The organism is Massilia consociata (assembly GCF_042432755.1).
Lineage (GTDB): Bacteria > Pseudomonadota > Gammaproteobacteria > Burkholderiales > Burkholderiaceae_D > Telluria > Telluria consociata.
Genome location: NZ_JBHLWP010000022.1, coordinates 181,066 through 193,348 on the forward strand (window position 1 = coordinate 181,066; position 12,283 = coordinate 193,348).

A 12,283-nucleotide genomic window follows, 5' to 3' on the forward strand; every position below is an offset into this window, starting at 1 on the left:
GACTACATCATGCTTCACCCTACGTTCGCATCCACTACTCTTGGCCGCCTGCGCCAGGCGGCCGTCGTATTCGCCTGCGTGCTGCTGGCTCCATGCGCACCTGCATATGCCGAACTCATGTTGCACCCGACCCGCATCGTCTTCGACAAGAACCTGCGTGCCGCCCAGATCGAACTGATCAACCAGGGCAGCAAGCCAGCCACCTACCGCATCGCGCTGGTCAACCGCCGCATGACCGAGGACGGCCGGTTCGAGGAGGCCGAGACCGCCAACGAGGGCGAGCGGTTTGCCGACAGCATGCTGCGCTATTCGCCGCGCCAGGTCACGCTGCAGCCGGGCACCGCGCAGACCGTGCGGGTGATGTTGCGCAAGCCGGCCGACCTGGCCGAGGGCGAGTACCGCTCGCACCTGCTGTTCGACAAGCTGCCGGATGTCCAGGGCAGCGCAAGCATCGAGAACCGCAACGCGCCGGGACAGATCGGCGTGGTGATGAATGCACTCGTCGGCGCCTCGGTGCCGCTGATCGTACGCCACGGAAACGTCGGCGCGACCGTCAGCCTGTCGGGGCTCGCCTTGCAGAAGGATGCCGCGCGGCGCCAGATGCTGGCGTTGCGCTTCCACCGCGAGGGCGCCTCCTCGGTGTACGGCGACGTGAACGTCACGTTCACGCCACGCGGCGGCACACCGCAGAGCCTGGCGCAGATCGGCGGGATGGCGGTCTACACGCCCAACCGCGTGCGCCAGGCCGTCTTGCCGCTGCAGGTGCCGGCGGGCACGGCGCTTTCCGGCGGCACTATCGAGGTGACCTACCGTGACCGTCCGGAAGCGGGCGGCGCCCTGCTGGCGCAGGCCACCCTGAATCTGCCCTGAATCTGTCCTGAATCTGTCCTCCTGCTCGCTTGATCCGCGCCGCGATCGTGCCCCGGTGCCTGGCGCATCGTCGCGGATGTTTCCTTGATCACACAGGCTCTTCCCTAATAAATGCTTTTTGAGCAATAATCGTGTTGCCAGGCCGACCACCGGTTGGCTGGCAACACGCGCACGCACATGCAGGGTTTTCGAACGGGATTTCTTGTTGCAGGGTTGATGTTGCTGCCGGCATTCCAGCCAGGCGTGCTGGCCGCGCCATCGCAGGCAGCGGAAGCCAACCTCGTCCTGCTCGAAGTCCGGCTCGGCGACCAGCTCCTGTCCGACGCCGTCAGCGGCTACGAGATCGGGCGCGACGTCTTCCTGCCGCTCGGCGAACTGTCGCGCCTGCTGACGCTGGCCATCCGCGTCACGCCGGGCGAAGGCCGCGCCAGCGGCTATATCCTTACTGAAGACCGGGCGTTCAGTCTCGACGTGCCTGGCCGCGTGGTCGAGATCGCCGGCAAGCGCGAAGAGATCGACCGTGCACTGTTCAAGCTCCAGTCCGACGAGATCCATGTGGCCAGCAGCCTGCTGTCGCGCTGGCTGCCGGTGGACCTCGAGCTCGACATGCCGAGCCTGGCGCTCAAGGTGCGTCCGCGCGAGCAGTTGCCGCTGCAGGCGCGCCTGACCAGGCGCGCACGCGGCAGCATGCCGGGTACGCCAGGCGGCTACATCGATCCCGGCTATCCGCGCCTGGCCACGCCCTACCGGCTGGCCGACGCGCCCTTCATCGACCAGACGCTCGACCTGTCGACCAGCAAGCTCGGCGGCCGGCACCAGGCCGAAGCAGCCTATACGGCCTATCTGACGACCGACCTGCTCGGCATGGAGGCGGCCCTGTACGTCAGCCGCAACCGTCACGATCCATCGTCCGGCCTGCGCCTGAGCCTGGGCCGCAACGACCCGGACGCGGGCCTGCTCGGCCCGCTGCGTGCGCGCAGCGCGCTGTTCGGGAGCGTGCCCTTGCCGGGCGTGGCCAACATTTCCGCCAGCAGCTCCACCGGCAATGGCGCACTGGTCAGCAACCGCCCGCTCAACCAGCCCACCAGCTTCGACCGGCATACGCTGCAGGGCGCGCTGCCGCCGGGCTGGGACGTCGAGCTGTACTACAACGAGGCACTGGTCGGCTTCCAGCAGTCCCGCCCGGACGGCAAGTACAGCTTCGAGGACTTGCCGCTGGCCTACGGCCCCAACGAGTTCCGGCTGGTATTCCACGGCCCCCTGGGCCAGTTGCGCGTCGAGCGCCAGAGCTTCCTGCTGGAGCAGTCCGCCGTGCCGCGCGGCGCCCTGTTCTACGACGTCGGGGCGCACCGCGACCTGCGCGGGCACGAGCGTGCGCTGGCCCAGTTCGACTGGGGCATGAGCGACACCCTGAACCTGACGGGAGGCTGGCAGCGCGTACCGACCTTCGACGGCATACCGCGCAGCTACGCCAACCTCGGCCTGCGCGGCTACTGGCGCGGGCTGATCGCCACGGCCGACACGGCGAAGGCGAACGACGGCGGCACGCTGGCGCAGGTGGGCGTGAAGACGCGGCTGGGCAACGTTTCGCTGTCGGCCAGCCACGCGCGCCTGAACAGGTTTCATAGCGACTTCTTTGCCGGATCCGCGGATCCGGTGCGCTCGCGCGACGAAGTGCGCGCCGAAGGCTTCTTCGCTCCGGGCGGCGGGCATTTCTACCCGCTGGCGCTGCAGTTGCGGCACGACCGGCTGGCCTCGGGCGTGCGCAACATCGACGTGCAGGGCCGGATATCGGCCTACCGCGACGGCACCGCGCTGACCAACGCGCTGCGCTGGCAGTCGCTCGGCGGCAACGAGGTGGCCGACGGCCTGTTCCAGGTAAGCCGGCGCGTGGCCGGCATCGGCCTGAGCGGGCTGCTGCAGTACACGATCGTGCCCGAGACCGCGCTGGGCAGCGCGGCCGTGTCGGCCGACTATTACATGAACGACGGCTACCTCCTGAACATGGGTGTGGTCCGCACGTTCCAGAGCAGCGAGCTGCGCGCCACCGCAGCCTTGAACAAGAGCCTGGGCAGCTACGGGCTCGGCATCAACGGGTTCTACTCGAACCGCCGGGACTACGGGCTGGGGGTGCAGTTCTTCATGGCGATGGGGCTGGAGCCGCGCAGCCGGCGCCTGATGCTCGATGCCCAGCCGATGGCCAACATGGGCGCGGCATCGATCCGCGTGTTCCTGGACAAGGACCTGGACGGCATGATGAACGGGGCGGACGAAGCCATCGGCGGCGCCGGCTTCACCGTCAACGGCGCCAACTACGGCGCGCGCACCGACGCCAGCGGCATCGCCTACCTGTCGCGCCTGCCGACCTACCAGAATACCGACATCGGACTCGACCCGAATACGCTCGACGATCCGCAATGGCAGCCGCGCACGGCCGGCGTGCGCATCGTGCCGCGTCCGGGCAAGGTGAACCAGATCGAGTTCGCCGTGAACGTGACGGGGGAAGTGGACGGCACCACTTACCTGTACGAGAACGGCAAGCGGCGCGCCATCGGCGACCTGCAGCTGGAACTCGTGGACGCGTCGCGCAAGGTGGTGGCCACCATGCTCAGCGCCGCCGACGGCTACTTCGTCATCACCGGCATCTTCCCGGGCGACTATTTCCTGCGCGTCTCGCCGGAACAGCTCAAGCGCCTGGGCTTGACGGATACCGGGATGCACCTGATCACGATCGGGCGCGACGGCACCGTGCTCAACGGGCGCGACCTGGACGTGCGGGCGGCCGACGAGGCGTAACTCCGGGTGCAGGCATGCCTTGCCGGTGGGTGCGTGCGCGCCATCCCGCCATGCTTTCCCCCTCCCGGGTGAACCGTATACAATGGCCGGTTTGGCGATTCGCGCAAGCGGTACGGAAACGGCGGACAAGGCATGGCAAAACAATACGATGTGGCGGTAATCGGCGCGGGCGCGGCCGGCATGATGTGCGCGGCCGTGGCGGCCCAGCGCGGCAAGCGCGTGGTGCTGCTCGACCACGCGACCCGGCTGGCCGAGAAGATCCGCATCTCCGGCGGCGGCCGCTGCAATTTCACGAACATGGGCGCCGGCCCGGCCAATTTCGTGTCGCAGAACCCGCATTTCTGTCGCAGCGCGCTGTCGCGCTACACGCCGCAGGATTTCCTGGCCCTGGTCAAAAAACACCGCATCGCCTGGCACGAGAAGCACAAGGGCCAGCTGTTCTGCGACGACTCGTCCGAACAGATCATCGGGATGCTGCGCGCCGAATGCATCGCGGGCGACGTCAGCTGGCGCATGCCGTGCAAGGTCGGCGCCATCGAAAAGACCGGGACCGGTTTCCTGGTCCAGGCCGAAGGCGGCGACATCGCCTGCACCAGCGTGGTGGTGGCCACCGGCGGCCTGTCGATCCCGAAGATCGGCGCCACCGACCTGGGCTACCGCATCGCCAGGCAGTTCGACTTGCAGGTGGTGGAGCCGCGTCCGGGCCTGGTGCCGCTGACCTTCGACGGCCCCAGCTGGGAAGCCTTCGCCCCGCTGGCGGGCATCGCGCTCGAAGTCGAGGTGAGCACCGGCGGCGCAGGCGGCAAAGGCAGCAAGGGGAAGGGCGGCAAGGGCAAGGCCGGCGGCCACTTCCGCGAAGACCTGCTGTTCACCCACCGCGGCCTGTCGGGCCCTGCGATCCTGCAGATCTCGAGTTACTGGGAGCCGGGCACGCCGATCGTGCTGAACCTGCTGCCGGAACTGGACGTGGCCGAAGAGCTGATCGGCGCCAAAACCACCGTCAAGAAGCAGCTCGGCAACGTGCTGGCGCAATGGCTGCCGGCGCGCCTGGCCGAGGGCCTCTTGACCGCCAACGGCTTCGCGCCCGACGCGCGCCTGGCCGACATGCCCGACGCCAAACTGCGCAAGGTGGGCGACGCCATCAACCGCTGGGCGGTCACGCCCACCGGCTCGGAGGGCTACAAGAAGGCCGAGGTGACCCTGGGCGGCGTGGACACGCGCGAACTGTCGCAGCAGACCATGATGGCCAATAAAGTGCCGGGCCTGTACTTCATCGGCGAAACGGTGGACGTGACAGGCTGGCTGGGCGGCTATAATTTTCAATGGGCCTGGGCATCCGGCTATGTGGCCGGGCAGAGTGTGTAATTGCTGTGGCAATTCGGGAACACAGTGATAAAACCTTCCACTGATCTGTAAATGGTGCTAGAATTTCGTTCTTCCCTAAATCCAACGGTTTGATTTTTACATGACCACTATCCGCCTTAAAGAAAACGAGCCGTTCGAAGTCGCTATGCGTCGCTTCAAGCGCACTATCGAAAAAACCGGTCTGCTGACTGAACTGCGCGCTCGCGAGTTCTACGAGAAGCCAACTGCAGAGCGCAAGCGCAAGCTGGCTGCCGCAGTGAAGCGTCACTACAAGCGCATCCGCAGCCAACAGCTGCCGAAGAAGCTGTACTAATTAGATGCCTTGACGGCTTGTTCCGGTGACAGTCCTGTCCCGGCGAGTCGCTGAGCGTCCGCAAGCCCGCTCCGGTTGTTGCCGCGGCGGGTTTTGTCGTTTATACCTATCGAACAATTGGGAGAATCCATGAGCCTGAAAGCACAACTCACCGAGGACATGAAGGCAGCGATGCGCGCCAAGGAAAGCGCCCGCCTGGCCACCATCCGCCTGATCCTCGCCGAAATCAAGCGCAAGGAAGTGGACGAGCAGATCGAACTGGACGACACGCAGACCCAGGCCATCGTCGAAAAGATGATCAAGCAGCGCAAGGATTCGATCACCCAGTTCGAAGCCGGCGGCCGCGCCGACCTGGCGGACATCGAAAAGGCCGAGCTGGCGATTCTGTCGGCCTACATGCCGGCCGGCCTGTCGGACGAGGAAATCGCCGCCGAAGTGGGCGCCGCCGTGGCGTCGACTGGCGCCGCCGGTCCGCAGGACATGGGCAAGGTGATGGGCGTGCTCAAGCCGAAACTGGCCGGCCGTGCCGACATGACCGTGGTATCCGGCCTGGTGAAGAAGGCGCTGACCGGCAGCTGATCGGATCTGCAAGCATCGTTTGAACGCGCGGCCGGCGTAGCCGGCCACCCTACAGCAGCGTTTTTCGTAGGGTGGGCAAGTCCCTTGCCCACGCGTCCAGCCAGCCCGGGTATCGCCATTGTGCGTGCGAGTGACAGTAGGGCGGCCGGCGTTAACATGCCCCGTGATGCGCGCCTCCCACAGCCAGGCCCGTCAAGGCCAAGTGCCTTGTCCCAAATCAATTTGCAGTTAGCACTGCGGTATAGTCTGACCTTAGACAAACACTGAGTACTCCTAGTGATTCCGCAATCCTTCATCACCGATTTGCTCAACCGCGTCGATATCGTCGATATCGTCGGCCGCTACGTCCAGCTGAAAAAGGGCGGCGCCAACTACATGGGCCTGTGCCCGTTCCACAACGAAAAGTCCCCCAGCTTCACCGTCAGCCCGACCAAGCAGTTCTACCACTGCTTCGGCTGCGGCGCCCACGGCACCTCGATCGGCTTCCTGATCGAATACTCCGGCATGGGTTTCGTCGATGCCGTCAAGGACCTGGCCCAGGGCGTGGGCATGGTGGTGCCGGACAACGACGACAAGATCCCGCCGCAGCAGCGCGCCGCCCAGCAGGCGCAATCGCTGGCCATGACCGACGCCCTGAACCAGGCCTACGCCTACTATCGCGCCCAGTTGCGCGAAGCGCCGAACGCAATCGCTTACCTGAAGAGCCGCGGCCTGACCGGCGAAATCGCCGCCCGCTTCGGCATGGGCTACGCCCCCGGCGGCTGGGACAACCTGCGCTCGGTCTTCCCCGACTACGACGCCCTCGCACTGGTCGAATCCGGCCTGGTGATCGACAAGGTGGACGAGGACGGCAACAACAAGAAGCGTTATGACCGCTTCCGCGAGCGCGTCATGTTCCCGATCCGGAACACCAAGGGGCAGGTGATCGGCTTCGGCGGCCGCGTGCTCGACGGCGGCGAACCGAAATACCTGAATTCCCCGGAAACGCCGCTGTTCCAGAAAGGCCTGGAACTGTACGGCCTGTTCGAGGCGCGGCAAAGCATCCGCGACGCCGGCTACGTCCTGGTGACGGAAGGCTACATGGACGTCGTCGCGCTGGCCCAGCTCGGCTTCCCGCAGGCGGTGGCCACGCTGGGCACCGCCTGCACCAGCACCCACGTGCAAAAGCTGCTGCGCCAGACCGACACCGTCATCTTCAGCTTCGACGGCGACAAGGCCGGCCGCCGCGCCGCGCGCCGCGCGCTGGAAGCCTGCCTGCCGCAGGTCAGCGACAACAAGACCATCAAATTCCTGTTCCTGCCGCAGGAACACGACCCCGACAGTTTTGTCCGCGAACGCGGCGCCGAAGCGTTTGAGCAGGAAATCCACGATGCGATGCCGCTGTCGCAGTTCCTGCTGCGCGAAGTAACCACCGAGCACGACCTGACCACGCCGGAAGGCCGTGCCCATGCCCAGTTCGAAGCCAAGCCGATGCTGCAGGCCATGGCGCCGTCCGCGCTGCGCCTGCAGATCGTGCGCGGCCTGGCCAGCCTGACGGAATCGACGCCGGCGGAGATCGAATCGCTATTTGAACTGTCTAAGCCGGTATCGGTGGCCCGCCGGGCGCCGCCGCGCCAGGGCCGGCCCAAGCCGGTGGGGCTGGAACTGCAGATGCTGCGCATCCTGGTGTCGCATCCGCACCTGGCGCTGCAGCTGGACGAAGAAGCGCAAAAGTCGTTCGACCACTTCGGGCAGGAGGCAGCCGATGCCCTGCGCCACCTGGTCGGCATGGCCCAGTCGCTGGGCGAGTTCGGCACCTTCGCCGCCTTGTCACAACAGTTAAAGGAAGTGACGGCAGAATACGACAGCCTGATCGCGGAAATCGCCGCCGAGCCGGAGTCGGACGTTGAGGCAGATCGCGTCTGGCTAGTAAGTGCTGTGCGTCAAATCAAGAAGGAAGCGTTAAAACAAGAACTTAACCAGTTGTTTTCTTCTGGCTTGCCCCCAGATCAGGTGAGTACTCGCTATCGCGAGATCGTTGCCCAGCAGGACATCCTGGACCGTGAAGAAGCAGCGGCAATGACGCCCCGGTAACCCGACTCACCAGCCACAAGTGTGGCTTTTTGTGCAACTTGGAAAAATAGGGGTGCGTGCTATAATAAAACGCTAACTATTGCAACCTTTGAAACCATTTTTTGTTTCAATCGGGGCGTGGAGTTTCAGTTAGCGAGGCAACTGATCGTTGCCTGCAGGGTGATGTAAGGTAACAAAAAACTTTATCTTTAACCATCGTAAAGTTAGTCGTTGTGACTTCGAAAGCGCCTGTGCCAACCAAGAAACCCGAAACCAAAGTGGCTACAAAAACCACGAGAGCGTCCGCCAAGGCGGACACCGGTCAAGACAAGGCTGAGGTTCGTACGGCGAGCCCGGCGCCTGTCAACGCGACGACCGATGCGGCAGCATTGGCCGCCATCGATACGTCCGGCTACGTCCTGCCTTCCGTGAAGGTACCGGGACGCCGTGGTCGCAAGCCCAAGGAATTCACGCCCGAGAACGACGAGATCGCCGCACTCAACGCGGTCGAGCGCGCCGAACTGAAAGCCGCGGACAAGGCCAAGGCCAAGGACCGCAAGGCCAAGGAAAAGGCGCTGCTGAAAGACGCGTTCTCGTCCGATACCGAAGCGAGCGAGGAAGAGCTCGAGATCCGCCGCAACAAGCTCAAGGCCCTGATCAAGTCGGGCAAGGAGCGCGGCTTCCTCACGTACTCCGAGATCAACGACCACCTGCCGGACAACATCGTCGATCCGGAAGCGATCGAAGGCATCATCGGCACCTTCAACGACATGGGCATTGCCGTCTACGAGCATGCGCCCGATGCCGAGACGCTGCTGCTGTCCGATACCGTCCCCAACGCCACCAGCGACGACGAAGCCGAAGCGGCCGCCGAAGCGGCGCTGTCGACCGTCGATTCCGACTTCGGCCGCACCACCGACCCGGTGCGCATGTACATGCGCGAAATGGGCTCGGTCGAGCTGCTCACGCGCGAAGGCGAGATCGAGATCGCCAAGCGCATCGAAGACGGCCTGAAGGACATGATCCAGGCCATCTCCGCCTGCCCGGTGACGATCGCCGAGATCATCGACGCGGCCGGCAAGATCGAGAAGGACGAGATCAAGATCGACGAGATCGTCGACGGCATGGTCGACCCGGACGAGGACGAGCAGACCTCGCCCACGGCCGTGGCCCCGACCAGCACCGACGACGAGGACGAAGACGAGGACGAAGCGGAAGAAGCCGAGGAAGAGGAAGAAGAGACTGGCGGCGCCTCGGGCGCGGCCGGCTACTCGGCCGAGCAGCTGGAGGCCCTGAAGGCGGCCGCCCTCGAGAAGTTCGACAACATCGCCCAGCAATTCGACAAGATGCGCAAGGCGTACGAGAAGGAAGGCTACAACAGCAAGGCCTACGTCAAGGCGCAGGAAGCGATCTCCAACGAACTGCTGGGCATCCGCTTCACGGCCAAGGTCGTGGAAAAGCTGTGCGACACGCTGCGCGGCCAGGTCGACGAAGTGCGCCACATCGAGAAGCAGATCCTGGACGTGGCCGTGAACCGGTGCGGCATGCCGCGCGCCCACTTTATTAAAGTCTTCCCGGGCAACGAAACGAACCTGGAATGGGTGGACGGCGAAGTCAACGCCGGCCACGCCTACAGCGCCATCCTGGGCCGCAACATCCCGACCATCAAGGAACTGCAGCAACGCCTGATCGACCTGCAAGCCAGGGTCGTCCTGCCGCTGCCGGACCTGCGCAACATCAACCGCCAGATGGCGGCCGGCGAAATGAAGGCGCGCAAGGCCAAGCGCGAGATGACCGAGGCCAACCTGCGCCTGGTGATCTCGATCGCCAAGAAGTACACCAACCGCGGCCTGCAGTTCCTCGACCTGATCCAGGAAGGCAATATCGGCCTGATGAAGGCGGTGGACAAGTTCGAATACCGCCGCGGTTATAAATTCTCGACCTATGCGACGTGGTGGATCCGCCAGGCCATCACCCGTTCGATCGCGGACCAGGCGCGCACCATCCGTATTCCGGTGCACATGATCGAGACGATCAACAAGATGAACCGGATCTCACGCCAGATCCTGCAGGAGACCGGCGCCGAACCGGACCCGGCCACCCTCGCCATCAAGATGGAGATGCCGGAAGACAAAATCCGCAAGATCATGAAGATCGCGAAGGAACCGATTTCGATGGAGACGCCGATCGGCGACGACGACGATTCGCACCTGGGCGACTTCATCGAGGACAACAACACGCTGGCGCCGTCCGATGCGGCCCTGCACGCCTCGATGCGCGGCGTGGTGAAGGACGTGCTGGACTCGCTGACCCCGCGCGAAGCCAAGGTGCTGCGCATGCGCTTCGGCATCGAAATGTCCACCGACCACACGCTGGAAGAGGTGGGCAAGCAGTTCGACGTCACCCGCGAGCGCATCCGCCAGATCGAAGCGAAGGCGCTGCGCAAGCTGCGCCACCCGTCGCGTTCGGACAAGCTGAAGAGCTTCCTCGAGGGCAGCAGCTGAATGTTGTAATCGAGCCTTGACGGACCTGCACTAAAAGCAATATCCTCTCGCCACTCTGCTTCACGGTTCCGCGCCGTAGGAAGCGGGTGGCGAGATCACTTTCTTTGTCACTGTCCCGATTTCTGGGCCTCTAGCTCATGCCTGGTTAGAGCAGCGGACTCATAATCCGTTGGTGCCCGGTTCGACTCCGGGGAGGCCTACCAAGATTTATGTTGTGTTATCAAAGGGTTAGGTGAGACTTCTCACCGCCCTGTCTCTCTGCCTTTTCCCTCCTGCTCAACGTATGCTCAAGGGGGATAAAAATGGCATCAATCGGCAAGCGTGGCGACAAGTGGCACGTACGCATCTGTAGGAAAGACCATCCTACTGTCTGTAAGTCTTTCACTCTGCTCAAGGACGCCCAAACATGGGCAAAGAACACTGAACTCAAGCTTGAGCGAGGTGAAGCACTTGGACGCGAGACCGTTCTCCTCTCTACACTCCTTCAGCGCTACCTGATCTCTGTGTCTCCCTTGAAGAAAGGGCACAAGCAAGAGGTATCCCGCATCAATTCCTGGCTCAGACATCCGTTAGCAAGCCGGGATGCTGCATCAATCAAGCCAGCAGAGATTTCCCTATACCGCGATCAGCAAACGAAAGCGGGGAAGGCCAACGCATCTATCAGGATTGAGCTTTCCCTGCTCTCCGCTGTATACAAATGCGCAAAGCATGAGTGGGGCTACACGTTGCTATCTAATCCATTGAGTGACATTAAACGGCCACCACCAGCACGCGGTAGGGAGCGTCGCCTTGAAGAAGGAGAGCTTGATGCCCTAATGGCGGTCGCAGAGGGGACTGTCCTGTCTTCTCTAATCTTGTTGGCGATTGAGACAGCAATGCGTGCAGGTGAGCTCCTGTCCCTCAGATGGGACAACATCAACTTTGAGAAGAGGACAGCGTTTTTGCCGGATACCAAGAATGGGGAGCGCCGGATCGTACCGCTATCATCCAAAGCCTTGGCGGTCCTGAAGAGCATCGAACGAACAGGCGACACCGTATTCGCTGTCTCTGCCTCCTATGCCATCTCCAATGCCTTTAAACGAGCCACACGGCGCGCCGGGATCACAGGCCTGCGATTCCATGACCTCAGGCACGAGGCAGTCTCACGGCTGTTCGAGCGTCAATTCAACACTATGGAGGTCGCATCGATCTCCGGACACAAAAGCCTTCAGATGCTCCAGCGGTACACCCATTTGCGGGCCGAGGACTTGGCGCAGCGCCTTGGGTAAAAGTTCCACAAAAATTGTCCAGTAAACTTACAAACTTCGGTAATAGCTAGTTAACCGGCCAAATGGCCTCCCAACAGGCACCGTGCCCGCTCGAAAGTGGGTGTGGTGCTTTTTTTTTCGCTGCGTGAAGCCGCGTTATATAGCATAAGGAAACTAGCTACTTGCTCAAATTTGCCACCAGTGGCCTCAAAGAGGTCGAGTTACTCGATGCAATGTGTGGAACTGGAAAGACCCACAACCTGTTTAAATTTATTGCTCACAATCCACAGGAGCACTATCTATATATCACTCCCATGCTCAGCGAAGTTTCTACACGGCCTGCCGAAGAGTTAGCTAAGTTCCCGGAGTGTGGCGTTGTGTTTGAAGAGCCTACCGGGGAAGGATATCGAACGAAGGGCGACCATCTTATCGTGAGATAGCCCCTTGATTCACCAGACACAGTCGATGCTGTATCCTTACGGATAGGAGTAAGACTGTGAGTATGACTAGAAACAACCAAACCATCGAAGTCGTGACGGTGTCGGAAGAGCGACGCC

The 12,283-nt window shown here is 62.9% G+C and carries 9 protein-coding genes and 1 tRNA gene; all 10 read left to right on the forward strand.

The annotated features are described in order from the left end of the window. Positions 1-9: 9 nt before the first annotated feature. The 10 genes from ACFFJK_RS21365 (at position 10) to ACFFJK_RS21410 (ending at position 12,166) form a co-directional block, all read left to right on the forward strand. Positions 10-870: a fimbrial biogenesis chaperone gene (locus ACFFJK_RS21365; RefSeq protein ID WP_379681688.1), complete on the forward strand. Its 861-nt coding sequence runs from the start codon at positions 10-12 to the stop codon at positions 868-870. Between the two features lie 216 nt (positions 871-1,086). Continuing rightward, positions 1,087-3,666 (forward strand): MSCRAMM family protein, encoded by a 2,580-nt coding sequence (locus ACFFJK_RS21370; protein WP_379681689.1) that lies wholly within the window; start codon positions 1,087-1,089, stop codon positions 3,664-3,666. A 132-nt stretch (positions 3,667-3,798) separates the two neighbouring features. Further along, a complete protein-coding gene (locus ACFFJK_RS21375) occupies positions 3,799-5,031 on the forward strand; it encodes a BaiN/RdsA family NAD(P)/FAD-dependent oxidoreductase (protein WP_379681690.1) in 1,233 nt (410 codons plus the stop codon). Between the two features lie 100 nt (positions 5,032-5,131). Further along, on the forward strand, positions 5,132-5,344 hold the full coding sequence (rpsU, locus tag ACFFJK_RS21380; RefSeq protein ID WP_005665410.1) for a 30S ribosomal protein S21: 213 nt from the start codon (positions 5,132-5,134) through the stop codon (positions 5,342-5,344). Between the two features lie 129 nt (positions 5,345-5,473). Further along, positions 5,474-5,923: a GatB/YqeY domain-containing protein gene (locus tag ACFFJK_RS21385; protein WP_379681691.1), complete on the forward strand. Its 450-nt coding sequence runs from the start codon at positions 5,474-5,476 to the stop codon at positions 5,921-5,923. Between the two features lie 276 nt (positions 5,924-6,199). Beyond that, positions 6,200-7,996: a DNA primase gene (dnaG, locus tag ACFFJK_RS21390; protein WP_379681692.1), complete on the forward strand. Its 1,797-nt coding sequence runs from the start codon at positions 6,200-6,202 to the stop codon at positions 7,994-7,996. A 257-nt stretch (positions 7,997-8,253) separates the two neighbouring features. Then, entirely contained in the window at positions 8,254-10,479 is a 2,226-nt protein-coding gene (gene rpoD, locus ACFFJK_RS21395) for an RNA polymerase sigma factor RpoD (RefSeq protein WP_379681693.1), read from the forward strand. Between the two features lie 124 nt (positions 10,480-10,603). Further along, positions 10,604-10,682 (forward strand) — tRNA-Ile (locus ACFFJK_RS21400). A gap of 99 nt (positions 10,683-10,781) precedes the next feature. Continuing rightward, complete coding sequence (locus ACFFJK_RS21405; RefSeq protein ID WP_379681694.1) at positions 10,782-11,747, forward strand: site-specific integrase; 966 nt, start codon at positions 10,782-10,784, stop codon at positions 11,745-11,747. A gap of 161 nt (positions 11,748-11,908) precedes the next feature. Next, positions 11,909-12,166, forward strand: coding sequence for a hypothetical protein (locus ACFFJK_RS21410; protein ID WP_379681695.1), 258 nt, complete (start codon positions 11,909-11,911; stop codon positions 12,164-12,166). Positions 12,167-12,283 lie beyond the last annotated feature (117 nt).